This window comes from Achromobacter aegrifaciens (assembly GCF_902859735.1).
Lineage (GTDB): Bacteria > Pseudomonadota > Gammaproteobacteria > Burkholderiales > Burkholderiaceae_B > Achromobacter > Achromobacter aegrifaciens.
Genome location: NZ_CADIJY010000003.1, coordinates 318,466 through 336,680, shown reverse-complemented (window position 1 = coordinate 336,680; position 18,215 = coordinate 318,466). Strand labels below are relative to the sequence as shown.

17 protein-coding genes and 1 tRNA gene are annotated in these 18,215 nt (G+C 67.5%); 5 read left to right on the top strand and 13 right to left on the bottom strand.

From position 1 onward, the window contains the following. Positions 1-2 precede the first annotated feature (2 nt). The 5 genes from HV766_RS11585 (at position 3) to HV766_RS11565 (ending at position 4,978) form a co-directional block, all read left to right on the top strand. Positions 3-1,016, top strand: coding sequence for an ABC transporter ATP-binding protein (locus tag HV766_RS11585; protein ID WP_054450273.1), 1,014 nt, complete (start codon positions 3-5; stop codon positions 1,014-1,016). Positions 1,017-1,028: 12 nt separating this feature from the next. Continuing rightward, complete coding sequence (locus tag HV766_RS11580; protein ID WP_175181181.1) at positions 1,029-2,483, top strand: N-acyl-D-amino-acid deacylase family protein; 1,455 nt, start codon at positions 1,029-1,031, stop codon at positions 2,481-2,483. Between the two features lie 83 nt (positions 2,484-2,566). After that, entirely contained in the window at positions 2,567-3,199 is a 633-nt protein-coding gene (locus HV766_RS11575; protein WP_125472416.1) for a helix-turn-helix domain-containing protein, read from the top strand. A gap of 256 nt (positions 3,200-3,455) precedes the next feature. Further along, positions 3,456-3,635, top strand: a complete 180-nt coding sequence (locus HV766_RS11570; RefSeq protein ID WP_054450268.1) for a hypothetical protein — start codon at positions 3,456-3,458, stop codon at positions 3,633-3,635. A gap of 134 nt (positions 3,636-3,769) precedes the next feature. Continuing rightward, on the top strand, positions 3,770-4,978 hold the full coding sequence (locus tag HV766_RS11565) for an NAD(P)/FAD-dependent oxidoreductase (RefSeq protein WP_119450862.1): 1,209 nt from the start codon (positions 3,770-3,772) through the stop codon (positions 4,976-4,978). A gap of 31 nt (positions 4,979-5,009) precedes the next feature. On the opposite strand, the gene HV766_RS11560 is transcribed toward HV766_RS11565, so the two are convergent. The 13 genes from HV766_RS11560 to HV766_RS11500 form a co-directional block, all read right to left on the bottom strand. After that, a complete protein-coding gene (locus tag HV766_RS11560; protein ID WP_119450880.1) occupies positions 5,010-5,576 on the bottom strand; it encodes a GrpB family protein in 567 nt (188 codons plus the stop codon). Between the two features lie 41 nt (positions 5,577-5,617). After that, positions 5,618-5,887 carry a hypothetical protein gene (locus HV766_RS11555; RefSeq protein ID WP_119450861.1) on the bottom strand — a complete coding sequence of 90 codons (270 nt, stop codon included), beginning with the start codon at positions 5,885-5,887 and terminating at the stop codon, positions 5,618-5,620. Between the two features lie 283 nt (positions 5,888-6,170). Further along, positions 6,171-6,255, bottom strand: a tRNA-Leu gene (locus tag HV766_RS11550). A gap of 159 nt (positions 6,256-6,414) precedes the next feature. Continuing rightward, positions 6,415-7,404: a Bug family tripartite tricarboxylate transporter substrate binding protein gene (locus HV766_RS11545; RefSeq protein WP_175181180.1), complete on the bottom strand. Its 990-nt coding sequence runs from the start codon at positions 7,402-7,404 to the stop codon at positions 6,415-6,417. Positions 7,405-7,502: 98 nt separating this feature from the next. Then, positions 7,503-8,678 (bottom strand): alpha-hydroxy acid oxidase, encoded by a 1,176-nt coding sequence (locus tag HV766_RS11540; RefSeq protein ID WP_175181179.1) that lies wholly within the window; start codon positions 8,676-8,678, stop codon positions 7,503-7,505. After that, a complete protein-coding gene (gene hglS / locus HV766_RS11535) occupies positions 8,675-10,072 on the bottom strand; it encodes a 2-oxoadipate dioxygenase/decarboxylase HglS (RefSeq protein WP_175181178.1) in 1,398 nt (465 codons plus the stop codon). The genes HV766_RS11540 and hglS overlap by 4 nt, the downstream gene beginning before the upstream one ends. Before the next feature lie 81 nt (positions 10,073-10,153). Next, complete coding sequence (locus HV766_RS11530) at positions 10,154-11,095, bottom strand: LysR substrate-binding domain-containing protein (RefSeq protein WP_119450858.1); 942 nt, start codon at positions 11,093-11,095, stop codon at positions 10,154-10,156. 86 nt (positions 11,096-11,181) lie between these two features. Further along, positions 11,182-12,603 carry a YadA family autotransporter adhesin gene (locus HV766_RS11525; RefSeq protein WP_175181177.1) on the bottom strand — a complete coding sequence of 474 codons (1,422 nt, stop codon included), beginning with the start codon at positions 12,601-12,603 and terminating at the stop codon, positions 11,182-11,184. A gap of 79 nt (positions 12,604-12,682) precedes the next feature. Further along, positions 12,683-14,938 carry a phosphocholine-specific phospholipase C gene (locus HV766_RS11520; protein ID WP_175159515.1) on the bottom strand — a complete coding sequence of 752 codons (2,256 nt, stop codon included), beginning with the start codon at positions 14,936-14,938 and terminating at the stop codon, positions 12,683-12,685. A gap of 37 nt (positions 14,939-14,975) precedes the next feature. Further along, a complete protein-coding gene (locus tag HV766_RS11515; protein ID WP_166738396.1) occupies positions 14,976-15,146 on the bottom strand; it encodes a hypothetical protein in 171 nt (56 codons plus the stop codon). An 86-nt stretch (positions 15,147-15,232) separates the two neighbouring features. Then, positions 15,233-16,252, bottom strand: a complete 1,020-nt coding sequence (phnE, locus tag HV766_RS11510; RefSeq protein WP_054450250.1) for a phosphonate ABC transporter, permease protein PhnE — start codon at positions 16,250-16,252, stop codon at positions 15,233-15,235. Further along, the gene (locus tag HV766_RS11505; RefSeq protein ID WP_054450248.1) at positions 16,249-17,088 is read right to left on the bottom strand and encodes a phosphonate ABC transporter ATP-binding protein; all 840 of its coding nucleotides are present in this window, start codon (positions 17,086-17,088) and stop codon (positions 16,249-16,251) included. The genes phnE and HV766_RS11505 overlap by 4 nt, the downstream gene beginning before the upstream one ends. Before the next feature lie 17 nt (positions 17,089-17,105). Next, positions 17,106-18,041: a phosphate/phosphite/phosphonate ABC transporter substrate-binding protein gene (locus HV766_RS11500; protein WP_175181176.1), complete on the bottom strand. Its 936-nt coding sequence runs from the start codon at positions 18,039-18,041 to the stop codon at positions 17,106-17,108. Between the last annotated feature and the right edge of the window lie 174 nt (positions 18,042-18,215).

Here is an 18,215-nt window from a genome sequence, read left to right as displayed (position 1 = left end):
CCATGAATCTGCACGACATCCCCCTTGCGAGCGCCGTGTCCGCGCCCGCCGCCGACGCCCCGCCCATGCTGGAAGTCGTCGGCCTGAAGAAACACTACCCCGTGGACAGCGGCAGCGGCGCCAAGGTGCTGCGCGCGGTCGACGGCGTTTCCCTGTCGGTGCCGCGCGGCCAGACGCTGAGCCTCGTGGGCGAATCCGGCTGCGGCAAATCGACCACCGGCAAATGCCTGATCCGCCTGACCGATCCCACCGAAGGTCGCATCCTGCTGGAAGGCCGCGACCTGGCCGCCATGAACAGCCGCGAGCTGCGCGCCATGCGCCAGCGCATGCAGTTCATCTTCCAGGATCCGTTCTCGTCGATGAACCCGCGCATGCGGGTGCGCGACATCATCGGCGAGCCGCTGCGCGCCTTCGGCCACAGCCGCGCGGCCATCCGCGACCGAGTCGCGCAGTTGCTGGCCCGCGTCAGCCTGCGCCCGGACGCCGCCGACCGCTATCCCCACGAGTTCTCCGGCGGCCAGCGCCAGCGCATCGTGATCGCCCGCGCGCTGGCGCTGGACCCGGGCCTGATCGTTTGCGATGAACCGGTGTCGGCGCTGGACGTGTCGGTGCAGGCGCAGGTCATCAACCTGTTGATGGACCTACAGCGCGACCTGGGGCTGACCTATGTCTTCATTTCGCACGACCTGAGCGTGGTGCGCCACATCAGCCATCGCGTCGCCGTGATGTACCTGGGCAAGATCGTCGAGACCGGCACCCGCGAGGCCATCTTCGAACGGCCCGCCCATCCCTATACCCGCGCCCTGCTGGCCGCCGTCCCTTCGGCCCGACAGGGCGAGCGCAAGCCCGTGGAAGTGCTCAAGGGCGAGATTCCCAGCCCGCTGTCGCCGCCCTCGGGCTGCGCCTTCCGCACCCGTTGCCCGATGGCGCAGCCGCGTTGCGCCGAGGAAGCGCCGCAGCCGCGCCAGATCGCCCCCGAACAGCAGGTCGCCTGCCACTTCGCCACCCCCGTTTAGCCGGAGATACGCATGTCCCAGACCGACGCCACCCCGTTCGACTACATCCTTGCCGGCGGCACCGTCATCGACGGCACCAACTCGCCGGGCCGGCTGGCCGATGTCGGCGTGCGCGGCGACCGCATCGCCGCCGTCGGCGACCTGAGCGCCAGCAGTGCCCGGCGGCGCATCGACGTGGCCGGCAAAGTGGTGTCGCCGGGTTTCATCGACTCGCACACGCACGACGACAACTATCTGCTCAAGCACCGCGACATGACGCCCAAGATCTCGCAGGGCGTCACCACCGTGGTCACCGGCAACTGCGGCATCAGCCTGGCGCCGTTGGCGCACGCCAACCCGCCCGCGCCGCTGGACCTGCTGGACGAAGGCGGCTCGTTCCGCTTCGAGCGCTTCTCCGACTACCTGGAGGCCCTGCGCGCCGCGCCGCCCGCGGTCAACGCCGCCTGCATGGTAGGCCATTCCACCCTGCGCGCCGCCGTCATGCCCGATCTGAAGCGCGAAGCCACGGCGGCGGAAATCCAGGCCATGCAGGCGCTGGCCGACGACGCGCTCGCCAGCGGCGCCATCGGCATTTCCACCGGCGCGTTCTATCCGCCCGCGGCCCATGCCAGCACCGAGGAAATCATCGAGGTGTGCCGCCCGCTGGGCACGCATGGCGGCGTCTACGCCACCCACATGCGCGACGAAGGCGAACATATCGTGGCGGCGCTGGAAGAGACCTTCCGCATCGGCCGCGAACTGGACGTGCCGGTGGTGATCTCGCACCACAAGGTCATGGGCAAGCCCAACTTCGGCCGCTCCAAGGAAACGCTGGCGCTGATCGAGGCCGCCATGGCCAGCCAGGACGTGTCGCTGGACGCCTATCCCTACGTGGCCGGCTCCACCATGCTCAAGCAGGACCGCGTGCTGCTGGCTGGCCGCACGCTCATCACCTGGTGCAAGCCCTTTCCCGAACTGAGCGGGCGCGACCTGGAGGAAATCGCCGCCGAGCGCGGCAAGTCCAAGTACGACGTGGTGCCGGAGCTGCAGCCCGCGGGCGCCATCTACTTCATGATGGACGAGCCCGACGTGCAGCGCATCCTGGCGTTCGGCCCCACCATGATCGGCTCCGACGGCCTGCCCCACGACGAGCGTCCGCACCCGCGACTGTGGGGCACCTTCCCACGCGTGCTGGGCCATTACTCACGCGACCTGGGCCTGTTCCCGCTGGAAACCGCGGTCTGGAAGATGACCGGCCTGACCGCCGCCAAGTTCGGCCTGGCCGAACGCGGCCAGGTGCAGCCCGGCTACTACGCCGACCTGGTGGTCTTCGACCCCGCCACCGTGGCCGACTCGGCCACCTTCGATCGTCCCACCGAGCGCGCCGCGGGCATCCACTCGGTGTACGTCAACGGCGCTCCCGTCTGGGAAGGCCAGGCCTTCACCGGCCAGCACGCCGGCCGCGTCCTCAACCGGGCGGGAGCCTGATCCCGGCCAGCCCTTACAATCCGGCATACGCAGCGGGGCTTGCGGGCCCTGCCCCAACCACCTCCCACCTGCCAGATCGCTACATGGCCCTACCCGGCACTACATCCCCGCCCGAGATCGTCGGCAAGGAAGAAATGGGCGCTCGCCTGCGGGCCGAGCGCAAGGCGCGCAAGATGACCCTGCAGGCGCTGTCCCGCGCCAGCGGCATCGCGGTCTCGACGCTGTCCAAGGCGGAGCTGGGGCAGATTGCCCTCAGCTACGAGAAGTTCGCCGCGCTGGCCGGCGCGCTCGGCATAGACATGACCCGCATGTTCATGCTGCCGGACGCCTCGCAGGCCGCCGTCGCCCCCACCTTCGTCAAGAACAAGCTCAGCGACGCCCGCGACTACGTCACCGAGAACTACCACTACCGCCTGCTCATGGGCGAATACCCCGGCAAGAAGATGACGCCCATGCTGGCGCTCATCGACTCGCGCAAGGTGGTGGAGTTCGAGGACTACATCCGGCACCCGGGCCAGGAATTCGCGCTGGTGCTGTCGGGCAAGGTCCGCATCCAGTTCGAAAACGGCGACAGCGTCGTGCTGGGCAAGCTGGAGACCGCCTACTTCGACAGCAGCATCGGCCACGTGTACCTGTCCATGAGCAAGAAGCCCGCCGAAGTGCTGGCGGTCTGCAGCGACGTGGGCGAGGTGCCGTCGCGGTTGAAGGCGCCCTGAGGCGGCGGCCGCGTTAAGGGCGCGGCCGCCCGGAACGCCTGTGCGCCGGCCTGCCCGTTCCCTGCCGGGCGGCCGCGCGCAGCACTGGCATATGGCTGTCATACTCGCGGGCGATACTGGCGTCCGGATATCCGCCAGCCCCCGATCCCGGGCGCGCGCCGGATATTCATATAAAAGGTATTTCGTTGGCCGCCGCCCCTGGCCGCCTTACGATACCTGGCATCGACAGGGCCTGACGCCCGCAGGAATGCTCCACATGCAACGCTTGATATCCCCGATACTTACCCGCCGCCCGGTGCTACTGGCCGGCCCGCTCAGCGCGCGCCGCTACGACGCCGTGGTTTCCCTCCACGCCCACCGCGAAGCGCGCAGGCTGCGAGAATCCGCGCAGCGCATCCTGGCCGTTTCCGCCCGCTACATGCTGCCGGGCGCCTGAACCCGCCCCCAATCGCTGCGACCCGATCTCGTTCGGACGCGCAGTGCCCACTTTCATGCACTTCCTCCAGCTGCCACCTGCGGTAGCATTGCCGATTCGGCCCGAGACCGGGCCAGGCAGAACAGGAGTCATGCATGCAGAAGGTGGTAATCGTCGGCGGCGGCCACGCGGCGGCGCAATTGTGCGCCAGCCTGATAGAAGGCGGCTTTCCCGGCAGCCTGACGCTGGTGTGCGAAGAGGCCTCGCTGCCCTACCACCGCCCGCCGCTCTCCAAGACCTACATCAAGGATCCGGAAGCCCCGATCCAGCTGCTGCGCGCCGAGGCGGTCTACGCCGACGCCGGCGTGCAGGTGCTGCTGGCCGATCCCGCGGTCGGCATAGACCGCGACGCGCGCCGCTTGACGCTGGCTTCGGGCAAACAGCTGGACTATGACGCGCTGGTGCTGGCCACCGGCACGCGCGCGCGGCGCCTGCCGGACGTCCCTGATGAGCTCCAGAACCTGATCTACCTGCGCAACGCCGACGATGCCGCGCGCCTGCGCGCCGCGATCGCCGACGCGCCTTCGGTCACGGTCGTGGGCGGCGGTTTCATCGGCCTGGAAATCGCGGCCACGGCCGGCGCCCTGGGACGCCCGGTCACCGTCTTCGAATCCGCGCCGCGCCTGCTGGCGCGTTCCGTGTCGCCCGAAGCCTCGGACCACGTCGCCCGCGTGCTGCACGAGTCCGGCGTCGACCTGCGCCTGTCCTCCGACCTGCAACACATCCGGACCGAGAACGGCCGCGTGCGCAGCGTAGTCGTCAACGACGTGGAGCATCCGGTGGACCTGCTGGTCGCCGGCATCGGCGCCGTGCCCGAGATCACGCTGGCGCAGGCCGCGGGCCTGGACTGCCTGAACGGCATCGTGGTGGACGGGCTGATGCAAACCTCGGCGCCCGGCATCTACGCCATCGGCGACTGCACCTCGTTTCCGTATGCGCGCTGGGGCAAGACCCTGCGCCTGGAGTCGGTGCAGAACGCCAACGACCAGGCCCGCACCCTGGCCGGCGTGCTGCTCGGCACCAAGACCCCGTATCACGCCCTGCCCTGGTTCTGGTCCGACCAGGGCGCCTTGCGCCTGCAGATCGCCGGCCTGGCGCCGCCGGACACCGAGCGCGTACTGCGCCCGGGCGCCAAGCCCGGCAGCTTCTCGATCCTGCACTTTGCCGACGGCCATCTGGTCTGCGTCGAATCGATCAACGCCCCAATGGACCACCTGGCGGCGCGCAAGCTGTTGGAGCTGGGTCTGAACCCGCCCCGCGACGTGCTGGCCGACCCGGCCGTGCCGCTCAAAAGCCACTACTGAGGCGAATGGAGAAAGTCCGCGCCGGCGCGCCTCAGATGAAGCCGGCGGCGCGGAACATGCGCTGGTAGATCTGGCGCAGGACGGCTTCCTTGCGCTTGTTGTAGTCCATGACCTGCATCGCGCCGACCGCCGCCTCGCGCTTGGCCTGGGCATACAGATCGCGATCGGCGTCGTGCTGGCGCAGCCAGTCGCGGAACATCCGGTGGCGGACGTTCTCGGGGCAGTCCGGGCCGAACACATGCAGGTTCACGCGCGGCGCGGCCAGCTGCAAAAGACGGTGCTGATGCCAGGACGGCTCCCGCAAGACCAGCGCGTAACCGGCCGCCTCCAGCGCGGGGACATAAGAGTCCTCCTGGACGGGGTCGGCCACTGTCAGGTCTATATCTATCACCGGCTTGGCCGGCAGGCCCGGAACCGCCGTCGATCCCATATGCTCGACCGCAAGCGCCGCCGGTCCCAAGGCCTCGCGCACCTGCGTCGCAAGCTGGCCATAACGGACCGGCCAATCAGGGTCATAGGGTACGACCGCGACCAATTCCGGCGCCGGCTTGCCACGGACCCAGGGATCCTCGTCCGGATCCGAGTCGTAGTGCCGCATGATTTCTTCCGGCGTGGGCGCGCGCCGGTTTCCAGCCGGGTTCAATTGCCGAAAGCGCGACGCAGGCGCTCCAGCTCGGCCATGTTCAGGCGCTTGGCTTCCGCTTCGGCGTAGTTCCGTTCCCCTGATTCGTAGGCACCCTTGTAGATGCACTTGCTGCGGCTCGCGCACTCGCCGCCGGCGCGGGCAGAGGAGGAATACGACTTGGCGGCAGCCTGATCCGAAGTCTTGGAACCGCTGGACGAGCAACCGGCCATCAGCGCAGCCGCGAAAATCGCCACACCACAGCGGCTCAACGTTTGAATGGACATTTCCTGGTCCTGCAGAAAAGCTGTAGCCGACTTTATAGCAGGCTCTTGGAATCAGGGATTCACGGGCAATTGCTTCGAAACATTGCCGGTCTGACGGTGCAAGACTCTGCTCGCGGCATATGGCAGCGCCTTTGAGTGCGGGTAGACTGCCGCAGCTGGCTGGCCATGCGTTCCCGATAGTTGCCGCGGCGCTGGGAACACCGCGAAATGAAAAAACCCGCATCCTGGTCAAAGGAATGCGGGTCTTTTGCGTTTTCCAGGGGCGACCCCTGGAACAAATTCTTGGTGCCGACGGCGAGACTCGAACTCGCACAGCTTTCGCCACTACCCCCTCAAGATAGCGTGTCTACCAATTTCACCACGTCGGCTAACTTCAGCCAGAAAAGCGTGCTTTCCTGGAAAGTCGAACATTCTATCACGCAAATTGGGAAACGGGTGGTTCCGTGCCGCTTTGTCGCTGGCATGCCACCAATCCGTCCCCCCAAGGATTATCCAGAGGAGCCGCGGACGCCCCCTCTCCCCGCCTATCAGTTGATCTGCAGGTTGGTCGCCTTGACGACTTCGCCCCACTTGCGGGTTTCGCTTTCCATGAAGGCCTTGAATGCTTGCGGCGTGTTGGGCGGCGGGGGCATCAGGAAGCCATTGGTCTGATAGCTGGCGGCCAGCGCGGCGTCGGAGGTCAGGGCCTTGTTGATGGCGGCGTTGATCTTCTGGACGATTTCGGGCGGGGTGCCGGCCGGCGCGTACACGCCGAACCAGGCCGCCACGTCGAAGCCCTCCACGCCGGATTCGGCGATGGTGGGGATTTCCGGGGCGAACGGCACGCGGCTGGCGGTGGTGACGGCAAGACCCGTCAGCTTGCCGGCGCGCACATGCGGCAGCAGCGGCGGCAGGTTGTCGAAGATGGAGTCCACCTGGCCGCCCAGCAGGTCGGCCACGGCCGGGCCGCTGCCGCGGTACGGAACGTGCAGGATATCGACGCCGGTCTTCATCTTGAAGAGTTCGCAGCCCAGGTGGGCGGACGAGCCGTTGCCGGGCGAAGCGCAGGTGAGCTTGCCGGGGTTCTTCTTGGCGTAGGCGATGTATTCCTGCACCGACTTGACGGGCACGCTGGCGTTGACGGCCAGGATGTTGGGCACCACGTTTAGCAGGGCGACGGCGTCCAGGTCCTTGAGCGCGTCATAGGACATCTTGGAATAGAGCGACTGGTTGATCGCGGTGGAAATCGATCCGACGAACAGCGTGTAGCCGTCGGGCGCCGAGCGGGCGACGGACTCGGCGCCGATGTTGCTGTTGGCGCCGGGCTTGTTCTCCACCACGAAGGTCTGGCCGAACTCCTTGCCCAGCACGTCGGCGATCATGCGCGCGCTGATGTCGGTGGTGCCGCCCGGGGCGTAGCCCACGACCAGCCGCACCGGCTTGGTCGGATAGGCGCCGGCCTGGGCCTGCGCCGGTCCGCTGGCGATGCACGCCAGCACTGCCGCCACGCCGGCCAGTTTGGTATAGATCTTCTTCATGTTTCCTCCTGTCGAAAACGGATGGGCGCGCATGGGGATGCGCGCCGTTTTTTGTTGTTGTGCGGGCGCTGCTGCCCGGAGCGGCACAGCCGCCCGCGTCAGACGGCGCCTGCCGGCCGCAAGGGCGCGATCAGGTCCGGCGTGAGATCGGCCAGCGTCGCGCAGCCGAGCAGCGCCATGTTGGTCGAGATCTCGCTGCGGAATATGTCCGCCACTTTGCGGATGCCGGCGCTGCCGGCCACGGCCGCGCCGAACAATTGGGGCCGGCCGGTGAAGACCATGCGCGCGCCCAGGGCCACGGCCTTGAGCACGTCGGAGCCGCGGCGAAAACCGCCATCCACCATGACCGGGAAGCCGGGCGGCACCGCGGCCACCACGTCGGGCAACGCCTGCAAGGGCGAGATGCAGCCATCCAGCTGGCGTCCGCCGTGGTTCGACACGATCACGCCGTCGGCGCCCGCCGCGCAGGCCAGGCGCGCATCATCGGGATGCATCACGCCCTTGAGCACCAGCTTGCCCGGCCAGTTCTCGCGGATCCAGCGGATGTGTTCCCACGACAGCTTGTCGCGTTCGCCGCGAAAGCCGTTGGGCGGGTCCTGGGTGATGGGCGGGCCGATCTCTTCGTACAGGTTCGAGAACCTGGGGATGCCGCTGCCCAGCAGCGTGCGCAGGAAGACGTTGAAGCTCCAGCGCGGGTGGCGCATGCCGTCCAGCATCACGCTGGGGCTGAGCTTGAAGGGCACGGTGAACGAGAGCTTCTGCAGGTTCTCGCGGTTGGCGCCGACGCAGGTGTCGATGGTCACGACCAGCACCGGGATCTCGGCCTGGCGCAGCCGCGCCATCAGCTTGCCGATGCGCTCGGTATTGCCCGGCAGATAGGCCTGGTACCAGCAGCGCTTGCCCGTGGCCTCCTGCAAGCGTTCCAGCGGCACGCTGGAAGCGCCGCTGATGATGAAGGGAATCTCGGCCTGCTGGGCGGCCTGCGCCAGCGCCAGGTCGCACTCATGCATGACGATGGCGGAGAACCCGGTAGGCGCGAAGCCCACCGGCATGGCGTAGCGCTGGCCGTAGAGTTCGACCTGGCTGCTGCGCTGGTCCACCACGCGCAGGCCGCGCGGCCGGAAACCCACGTCGCTCAATGCGCGCACGCTCTCGGCCAGCGAGGCGCCGTCCTCGGTGCCGCCGCAGACGTAGCCTTCGACGCAGCGCGGCATGATGCGCCGCGCCTCGCGTTCGAAGTCGCGCACGGACAGGCAACGATCCAGACGGCTCATGCGGCCACCGGCGAGCCGGCCTGTGCGCGCAGCGCCTGCATGCAGGCGGCCAGCGAACGGTCCTGCGTGTCCTGGTAGAGCGCCAGCTCGTCCTGCACCTGGGCGCCCAGGGCCTGCTCGAAAGCCGCCTGGCTGGCGTTCTGCGCGTATTCGGCCTGGGCCTTGTCGCCCAGGTTCGACTGGAAGATGCCGGCCGCGCTGACGGGCAGGAAGTCCTCGTACACCAGCGGCTCGAAGCGGATGTAGCCCTGGGCGATCAGGTCCTGCAGGCTGGCTTGCGCATCCGCGCCGTCCTTGCCGGTCAGGAAATAGCGGAAATAGGCCAGCCCCTGCGCATGCAGCGCGTCATAGTCATCCGGGAAGGCGGCGAAACAGTCCTGCAGGTTCTGCATATAGGCCGCGGCATTGCCTTCGTTGGGCGCGCCGCTGATGCGGCTGCGGGCCAGGTCCAGCAATTGGTCGTAGAGCGCGCGGCCCTTGCGGGTCAGCGCGACGCCGCGCTGCTCGATCTCGCCGAAGCGCGCCGTGTGGCTGCCGGCCGCGGACTGGCCGTCGGCGCCGGCGAACAGGACCGCTTCCTCCAGCGCCTTGAAGCTGGTCTGGCGCAGCAGGATCGGACATTTGCGCGGCGGCGGGCCTTCGATCACGGCCTTCGCTGACACGCCGCGGCGCGGCATCTCGGCCTGGGCCTCGTCGATGTCCAGCGTGCGCGGAGTCAGGTGATTGATGTGCGGGCCCTTGAAGGCCACCACGTCGGCGATCAGGCGGTGCTGGCCGTGCAGTTCCTCGTAGTCGTCCAGGCTGACGGTGGCCTCGCTGTGCCAGCGGAAAGTGTGCAGGGCTTCGGCCACGAATTCGCGGGCCTCGGCTTCAACCAGTCCGCCCTGCGCCTCAAAGCGGGCCGCGAGTTCCAGCGTACGCGCGGTGAATATCTGGCGCGCGGCCAGGACGCGCGCGGCCTTCTCGCGCAGGGCCTCGTCGGCGATCAGTTCCAGCCGCAGCAGCGAGGTGAAGACGCGGAAGGGGCTGGCCTGCAGCGAGGCTTCGTGGGTGGCACGGAAGGCGGTGGAATGCACCGGTACGCCGGCCGGCGACAGATCGTAGTAGCCCACCGGCTGCATGCCCATCACGGCGAACACGCGCCGCATGTTGGCCAGTTCCTGCGCGGTGCCGACGCGGATCGCGCCGTGGCGCTCGATGTCCAGGCGCTCGATCTCGCCCGTGCGGGCCAGTTGGGCGGCCAACTCGGGCTGTTCGGCCAGCGTCTTGGCGTTGACCTGGGCGACCAGGTCCAGCAGCGTGTCGTACAGCGGCACTTCCGACTTGTACATGTCGGACATGGCGCGGGAGAACCAGGCGCGGATCTGGTCCGGATTGACGAAATTCTGACTCATGGCGGGCTCGGCACATCGGTAAACAAGGATGGCCCGCATGAAATCATGCGCCGCGCGTGCGATCAAATGAAAAAAATCGGCTTAATCAGTCCGTTTTTTCATGGACCGCGCCCGCTGGGCGTCGCGCTCGCGCTTGCGCGCGGCCTCTTCCTCAACCCAGGCGACGAACTGCTTGATCTTGGGCACTTCGGCCGAGTGCTCGGAATAGGCGACGAAGTACGCGCCGTCGCTGGGCTGCACGTAGTCCCAGGGAATCACCAGCTTGCCGGCCTGCAGCTCTTCTTCGGCCAGCAGGCGCGGCGTCAACGCCACGCCGCAACCGCCCTCCGCAGCGCGCACGCACATGTAGAAGGTATCGAAGCGGGGACCGTGGTAGCTGCGGTCGGACTGGAATTGCTGGCGCGAGAAGTAGTCGTGCCAGGCCTCCGGACGCGAGGCGCACTGGATCAGCGCCTGCGCGCTCAGCGCCTCCAGGCTGTCGACCCTGTCACCCGGAAGAAAGCCGGGCGCGCACACCGGCACGACCTCGGCCTCGAACAATTCCCGGCACTGGGCGCCCGGCAAGGTGCCATGGCCGAAGAAGAAGGAGATGTCGATCTTGGCCTGCATCAGGTCGAAGGGCCGCGTTTCGCTGCGCACCTTGACCTGGATGTCGGGATGGGCGGCCATGAAGCCCTGCAGGCGCGGGATCAGCCAGCGCGCGCCGAAGGTGGGCTGGGTGCCGATGGTCAGCACCTGAGTCTCGCTGCCGTAGGTCAGGATGTAGCGCGAGGACATGTCCACCTGGTTCAGGATGGCCCTGACCTCGGACTGGTACAAGGCTCCCGCAGGCGTCAGTTGCAGGCGCCGCCGCACCCGCAGGAACAGCGGGTTGCGCAGCAGCGCCTCCAGCTGCGCGATCTGTTTGCTGATCGCGCTCTGGGTCATGTGCAGTTCCTCGGCGGCGCGCGTGAAGCTCATGTGCCGCGCCACCGCCTCGAAACATTGCAGCGCCATCATCGATGGCATCAAACGCTTTTCCATGGGGCCGATCCGGGTATGCCTGTGCTGGCGGCGGCCCGCGTTCCATCGCCGGCCGCCGCGCTTGCGGCATTATCGCAGGCCCGGCCTCACCACTGGTATCCGACCCCCGCGGCGCCGCCGAAGTCGCCGCGGGACGTGCCGTTGGCCGACACCTTGTAGACCCAGCGCCCGCCGCTGGACACGCGCGACAGCCCCAGGGCGTAACCCGATTCGCCGTTCCAGGTGCCGCCCGCCATGGACAGCATGTTGCGGCCAGGCAGGTAGGCCTGCGGCAAGGAAGCCGTCGCCATGGCCGCAGCCACCCCCGCGCTCAGCATGCGCTCCTGGGACTCCAGATCGCTGCGCAGGTTCTGCAGGGAATGCTCGACGGCGCCCACGCGCGCCTCGCTTGCGCTGCTGGCGGCGCGCAGCTGGCCCACGTTGACGGCATCGGTGTCCTCGCTGCCTGCAGCCACGCCCGTCATCTGGCGTCCGCCCACGTTCACCTCGCCCGTGGAGCTTTGGGGCTGCGCCATGCCGTAGGCTTCGTAGTTCTCCTGCGCGCCGCGCGCCGCCGAGGACCCCGCCCCCAGCGCCACGCTGTTGCCCGCGCTGGCCACCGCGCCTGCGCCGACCGCGACGCTCTGCGTGGCCGCGGACGAATCCGCTCCCACCGACACGCTGCGGTCGGCAACGGAACCGCGTCCGGCGTTCGAGCCTATCGACACGTTGTCGTTGCCCCGCACGCCCGACCCCGCGGCCGTGCCCTGCGCCATGTTGTTATTGCCGACGACGTCGCGCCCCGCAGCCAGCCCGCCAGCCGTATTGCCGTCGCCCTGCACGCCATAGCCCGCGTAGGCGCCGGCAGCCGTGTTGTTGGCGCCGGTCACGTTCTGCCCGGCGTTCTTGCCCTGCGCCAGATTGCCCTCGCCCTCCACGTTCTGCCCCGCGTTCTGGCCCAGCGCCAGGTTGCCGTCACCGACGACGTTGCGGCCCGCTTCCTGGCCGAAGGCCGAATTGCCGTTGCCGGTGACATTGCGCCCGGCGTTGGTGCCATAGGCGGCATTGTTGTTGCCCACCGTATCCGTGCCGGCCCAGAAGCCAAACGCATCGTTGTAGTCGCCCGTGACGTTCTGGCCGGCGCTGCGGCCGAACGACTGGTTCCAGCCGCCCTGCACATTGGTGCCGGCGTAATAGCCGATGGCCTGGTTGGCGTTCTTGCCGCCGACCTTGGAGCCCGCGCCCTCGCCGATCGCCAGGTTCCAGTTGGTGCTCACGTCCTGGCCCGCGCCATTGCCCAGGCCGATGTTGTTGCTGCCTTTCACGTTGGCGCCAGCGTTCTTGCCGATCGCGTGATTGCCCTTGCCCGTCACGCCCTGAGCGGCGCCCGGCCCATAACCAAGGTTGCTGCCGTCCCACTTCACAGGCGGCGCGGTCTGCGCCTGCGCGGCCGATCCCCCGGCCAGCGCGCCCACCAGAACCGCCACCGACAAGCCGTTGGCGGCCAGAATTGCGTATGTGTGCTTCATTTGTATGTTGATCGATTGTTGTTGCGGACCGGCCGGACGCGCACCCCGATGCGCGCCCGGCCCGCTCATGCCTGAGCCATCACAGATGCAGCGCCATGGCCGGATCGCTGACGCTCGCGCGGCCGTTCTCCATGCGTCCCGCGAAGCGGCGTTCGAAGCCTTCGGCGGTGACGGTGAAGTCGTACCAGTTGCCGCTTTCCTTGATGGACCAGTGGTGTTCGGCGACCTTGCCCGGCTCGACCGCCAGGGTCCAGGGGCCGTCCTTGCGGTAGGCGTTGGATTGCAGGTTCGCCTGCAGGCTGGCCGTGCCGCGGTTGGACACCTTCACGTAGAGCGCGCTGCCTGCCGGCTCGTAGCAGACCTGCACTTCCAAGGCCGCGCCACGCTGCGTATTGCCGGAGAAGGTCCGCACGAAGCCGTTGCTGCTGTACACCCACAGGTCATAGTCGCCGCCGGTCCAGGTGTCGGACAGCGTCTTGCCGGCTTCGACGGTGTAGCGCCGCGGGATCAGGTCCAGGTTGCGCTTGTCGTACACATGGAACACCGCGCCGGCTTCGCCCGTGTTGCTGAACAGCAGTTCGACCGCGCCATCCGCCCCCAACCGGGCGCTGGTGTGCAGTTCATAGGGCAGCGCGCGCGACAGCCGCGTGCCGGTCTCCTGGAACAGCGGCTGCGGGATTGCGGGCGCCTGGGTCACGGCGGTGGTGGGCAACAGCTTCTGCGCCGCGTTGACCGCGGGATAGTTGCTGGTGTCGGGCAGCGTGGGCACGCGCGGATCGTTGGGACTGACGAAGTCGAAGCAGGTGGTCAGGTCGCCGCAGACCGCGCGGCTCCAAGGACTGATGGCGTCGACCTTGATGTCGAAGCGCTGCTCCAGGAACCGGCCCACCGAGGTATGGTCGAACACCTGGGAATTGACCCAGCCGCCCTTGCTCCACGGCGACACGACGTACATCGGCACGCGTGAACTCAGGCCCCACGGCCGGATGTTGCCGGTGATCTTGTCGTCGGCCTTCAGGTAGTTGCCCACCGAGGCATCGAAATACTCCCCCTCCAGCGGCACGGTGGACTTGCCCATCAGCACGCCATTGGCGTCATAGGACGGCACTGCGGGCATGGCGGCGTGATCGAAGAAGCCGTCGTTCTCGTCGAAGGTCACGAACAGTGCGGTCTTGCTCCAGACTTCCGGATTGGAGGTCAGCGCGTCCAGCACGTCGGCGATGAAATCGGCGGCACCGGCCACGCCTTCGCTGCTGCCAGGATGCTCGGCCAGGGCCTGCGTAGGCAACACCCACGACACCTGCGGCAAAGTGCCATTGGCCACGTCCTGCTTGAGCTGGGCAAGGAAGTTGACGGCGCCGTCGTTCTTCTCGGGGCCGCCCGTCAGGCCATGTTCATAGATCGGCGAACCCGGCTGCGCGGTGCGGAAGCTCTTGAAGGCCAGGCAGCCGTGCATGGCGCCCGTCCAGTTGTTGTTCATGTTCTGGTAGATGTGCCAGCTGACCCCGGCGCGCTGCAGCAGGTCGGGCAAGGTGTCCCACTTGAAGGCGCTGTTCACGTACTTGTAGTTGTAGGCGCCGGTCGCGGGGTCGACCTGGCCCGAACCGTCGGCCAGCTGCGCGCGGCCCGCCACCCAGTTGGACGGATTAGGCCAGCAGCGCGAGTTGACGGGTTCCGAATCGGTGTCGGTGCTGTTCACGCCCAGCTTGCGCAGCTCGGGATTGGCGTTAGCGCCTGACCAGAACACGATGCGGTTGGGATCGGTGCCGGTCAGGATGGAACAGTGATAGCCGTCGCAGACCGTGAAGGCGTCGGCCAGCGCGAACTGGTACGGAATGTCCTCGCGCATGAAGAAGCCCATGGTGGCCTGGTTCTTGTACTGGATCCACTGGTCCATCTTGCCCTGGTTCCAGGCTGCCTGCTGGTCCGGGAAATTGTGCGGCGTGCCCGATCCGATCAGCGCGTTGCTGGTCCTGGAATCGCGGCGGAAGGGCTGGATGTCCTGGCCGCCCTTGGGGTCGGGCTGGAAGAACACCGATTTACCGCTGGCCAGCGGAATCGGGAAGCGGTCGCCGAAACCGCGCACGCCGCGCATGGTGCCGAAATAGTGATCGAACGAGCGGTTCTCCTGCATCAGGATCACGATGTGCTTGATGTCCTTGATGGTGCCGCTTTCAACCGCGGCCGGAACCGCCAGCGCGCGCTGGATCGAGGCGGGCAGCAAGGCCATTGCCGACAGGGCGCCGGCCGCCTGGGCCGAGGCGCGGAAAAACTGCCGGCGGCCCGGCAAGGCCGGGGACGCGCTGGCGGGATGCGAGGGATAGGTCTTGGTCATGGGGCTACTCTTGCGTGGGGTTGGGCGGATCGGGCGTTCAGGGCGCGCAGCGCAGTTGCGGCGCGGGCGGCGGCGTCTCTGGCTGTCCGGTCTCGGGCGGCGTGGTCGCGCCGTCATCCGAGTCGTCATCGCCGCCGCAGGCGGCAAGGGTCAAACTCAAGGCGATGGCCGCAACAAGGGCGCGGCCCAGTGCAAAGTACGGGGTCATGAAAACTCCTGGTCAGGGAACGTTGCCGGGTCCGTCCGGCAGAAAACCTATCGGGGCGCGGCGGCCTGGCTGGCCGCCGCGCCGGCTCAGCTCAAGCGGCGCCGCAAGCGGGCGGCGACCTGGTCCAGCAAGAACACGGTGATGAAGATCACGACGAGAATGGTCCCGACGTGGGCGTACTGGTACATGTCGTAGCGGCCTTTGAGTTCCTGGCCGATGCCGCCCGCGCCCACCAGGCCCACGACGGTCGCCATGCGCACGTTGCGGTCCAGGATGTACAGGGTGTAGCCGGTGAACTTGGGCATGACCTGCGGCAGCACTGCGTAGGCCAGCACGCGCGGCTTGCTGGCGCCGATCGCGGCCAGCGCCTCTTGCGGCTTGGTGTCGGCCGTTTCGATGTCCTCGGCGTAGAACTTGCCCAGGAATCCCATCGAATGGATGGCCAGCGCCAGCACCCCGGCAATCGGGCCGAAGCCGTAGGCCAGCACCAGGAACAGCGCGCAGATCAGCTCGGGCATCGCACGGAACATGCTGACGAGGGCGCGTGCCGCCACGTACAGCAGGCGGTTGGGCGCGTAGTTGCGGGCGCTGCAATAGGCCAGCGGCGCACTGCCCAGCACGGCCAGCAAGGTCGCCCAGATCGCGATCTCGAAGGTCTCTACCATCTTCACCGCCACCCGCCATAGATAGCCCAGCGGCTCGACCAGATAGGTCTGCGTGGATACCTCGTCTTCCATCTTCAGCGTGTGCGGATTCAGCCGGCTCTCGGTCACCTGCACCGTTTCCACATGCGCCAGCCACGGCAGCCTGTCCGGGTCGAAGCCCTCTATGCGCGAAGTCTCGGTGCGGTACGAGACCTGCAGCGGGAACAGGTTGTCGGCCAGGGCGCCCAGGCCCGAGGTGACCTGGGACTGCTCCTTCAGGCCCACCGCCGCCAGCGCGCCGTCCAGGGTGAGCGCCGCCATGCGACCCATCTCGACCCGCTGCCCGGTGTAGAGGAACAGCATCAGCGCGGCGATCACGATCAGCAGCGCGCGGGCGCCATAGGGCGGATCCAGGCGCCAGGCCGCGTTGTCGGCCGGCGTCTTCAATGCATGCGTGTTCATTGCGCGCCTCCCGCCGACAGCACCGCCGGCCGGATCGGCCTGGCCATGCGAGGTTCAGCATGGCCGCGGCCCGCAAGCGCGGCCATGCCGCTTTCCGCCTGCGGCGCCTGATACAGCGCACGGGCAGTGGCCTCATCGAACGCGCCCGCCGGTCCGTCGAACACCATGACGCCATGGCGCAGGGCCACGATGCGGTCGGCGAACTCGCGGGCCAGGTCGACCTGATGCAGGCTGCAGAGCACGGTGGCGCCGCGTTCGCGTGCCTGATTGCGCAACAACTCCAGGATGTCGCGGCTGATGCGCGGGTCCAGGCTGGCCACCGGCTCGTCGGCCAGCAGCAAGGCCGGAGCCAGCATGAACGCTCGGGCGATGCCCACGCGCTGCTGCTGGCCGCCGGACAATTCGCTCACGCGGCGTTGCAGGTGCTCGGGCTGCAGGCCGACTTCGCGCACCAGCTTGCAGGCCCGTTCGCGCAATTCCGCGGGGAAGCGCATCAGATAGGCGCGCCATGCCGGCAAGCCGGGCAGCGCGCCCGACAGCACATTGGTCGCGACCGTCGCGCGCGACACCAGGTTGAAGTGCTGATGCACCATGCCGATCCGTGGCCGCACGGCCGCCAGCGTCGAGGGCTGCACCTGCGTGCCATCGACCCACACTTCGCCTTGGGTCGGCGCGGTCAAGCCGTTGGCCATGCGCAGCAAAGTCGACTTGCCCGCGCCCGAGGCGCCCAGGATCACGCAGAACTGGCCGCGCGGCACCTGCAGCGATACCGAGTTCAGCGCCGCGGTCCCATCGGCATAGCGCATGCCTACAGCGTCATAGCGCAGCATGTCCATTTCGCTTGCTCCGCCGATCACCGCTGTGCCGCCTTCTGCAGGATTTCACCCTTGATCTCGTCGGTCAGCAGGGCCATCTTCGAGGCCGGGCCGGCGAACTGCGCCTCGGAGAACTCGGTGTCGAAACGATCCAGCTTGGCGCCGCCATAGCCGCGCACCATGTCAGGCGTTACACCGGGCGCCTGATGGACCGTGGCAAAGGCTTGCTTGAGCGTGGCCTTCAGCGTCTCGGGCAGCTTGGTGTTCATCGCCAACGGCGGATACGGGATGGGTTCGCTCTTGAAGATCACCTTCACGGACTTCGGGTCCACCGCGCCCTGGCGCACCGCCTTGTCGAAGGAATCGAACGACAGCGCGGCCGCGTCGACCTGGCCCTGTACCAGCGCGGCGAGGCTGCTGGCGTGGCTGCCGGTCAGTTGCAGCGCCGCCAGGTCCTTGGCCGGGTCCATGCCGTCCTTGATCATGGATGCCACCTGGAAGGTGAAGCTGGAGGCCGAATTCACGTCGCCGAACGCGGCGCGCTTGCCCTTCAGATCAGCCAACGTATTGATCGGCGAATCAGCCTTGGCGAACATCGCGGCGTAGTAGGCGGATTCGCCCTTCTGCACGCCCACGGCCAGCAATTGCGCACATTGGCGCTCTTGCGCCTGCACGTAGGAAACCGGACCCAGGAACGCGACCTCGGCCAACTGGTTGCACATGCCTTCGACCACGGCGCCGTAGGATTGGCCCACGGTCAGTTGGAAATGCAGGCCGGTGCTGCGCGTGATCGCGTTGAAGATCGGCGCGTAGTCGGCCTTGGTGCCCGACTCGGTGCCGCCGTCGGCGGGTATCAGCAGCACGCGCAGCGGACGTTGCTGCGAGCCGTCTGCCAGGGATTGGGCTTGTGCGAGAGGCGCGGCGGCCAGCACGGAAACCAGCGCCAGGGCGGACGCGCAGGTGCGGATCTTCATTTTTCTGTTCCTAGTCTTGTTGAGGTTGCCATCGGGGCGCAGCGTGCTCGGCCCTGATTCCGGAACGCAGATTAGTCACCGCACATGACAGGCAAATGAAAATTTCTCAAATCAAAAAAATGAATTTTTGAATTTTGTTCAGATAGAATCACAGCCGCCGGGCAGGCCCGAACC

Excerpts from the sequence above, each read along its gene's own strand:
- HV766_RS11500 (WP_175181176.1), bottom strand. The coding sequence starts at position 18,041 with ATGAAGATCCGCACCTGCGCGTCCGCCCTGGCGCTGGTTTCCGTGCTG.
- HV766_RS11585 (WP_054450273.1), top strand. The coding sequence starts at position 3 with ATGAATCTGCACGACATCCCCCTTGCGAGCGCCGTGTCCGCGCCCGCC.
- HV766_RS11545 (WP_175181180.1), bottom strand. The coding sequence starts at position 7,404 with ATGAAGAAGATCTATACCAAACTGGCCGGCGTGGCGGCAGTGCTGGCG.
- HV766_RS11525 (WP_175181177.1), bottom strand. The coding sequence starts at position 12,603 with ATGAAGCACACATACGCAATTCTGGCCGCCAACGGCTTGTCGGTGGCG.
- HV766_RS11540 (WP_175181179.1), bottom strand. The coding sequence starts at position 8,678 with ATGAGCCGTCTGGATCGTTGCCTGTCCGTGCGCGACTTCGAACGCGAG.
- HV766_RS11520 (WP_175159515.1), bottom strand. The coding sequence starts at position 14,938 with ATGACCAAGACCTATCCCTCGCATCCCGCCAGCGCGTCCCCGGCCTTG.
- HV766_RS11505 (WP_054450248.1), bottom strand. The coding sequence starts at position 17,088 with ATGGACATGCTGCGCTATGACGCTGTAGGCATGCGCTATGCCGATGGG.
- HV766_RS11530 (WP_119450858.1), bottom strand. The coding sequence starts at position 11,095 with ATGGAAAAGCGTTTGATGCCATCGATGATGGCGCTGCAATGTTTCGAG.
- phnE (WP_054450250.1), bottom strand. The coding sequence starts at position 16,252 with ATGAACACGCATGCATTGAAGACGCCGGCCGACAACGCGGCCTGGCGC.
- HV766_RS11580 (WP_175181181.1), top strand. The coding sequence starts at position 1,029 with ATGTCCCAGACCGACGCCACCCCGTTCGACTACATCCTTGCCGGCGGC.
- HV766_RS11560 (WP_119450880.1), bottom strand. The coding sequence starts at position 5,576 with ATGCGGCACTACGACTCGGATCCGGACGAGGATCCCTGGGTCCGTGGC.
- HV766_RS11570 (WP_054450268.1), top strand. The coding sequence starts at position 3,456 with ATGCAACGCTTGATATCCCCGATACTTACCCGCCGCCCGGTGCTACTG.
- HV766_RS11515 (WP_166738396.1), bottom strand. The coding sequence starts at position 15,146 with ATGACCCCGTACTTTGCACTGGGCCGCGCCCTTGTTGCGGCCATCGCC.
- HV766_RS11575 (WP_125472416.1), top strand. The coding sequence starts at position 2,567 with ATGGCCCTACCCGGCACTACATCCCCGCCCGAGATCGTCGGCAAGGAA.
- hglS (WP_175181178.1), bottom strand. The coding sequence starts at position 10,072 with ATGAGTCAGAATTTCGTCAATCCGGACCAGATCCGCGCCTGGTTCTCC.
- HV766_RS11555 (WP_119450861.1), bottom strand. The coding sequence starts at position 5,887 with ATGTCCATTCAAACGTTGAGCCGCTGTGGTGTGGCGATTTTCGCGGCT.
- HV766_RS11565 (WP_119450862.1), top strand. The coding sequence starts at position 3,770 with ATGCAGAAGGTGGTAATCGTCGGCGGCGGCCACGCGGCGGCGCAATTG.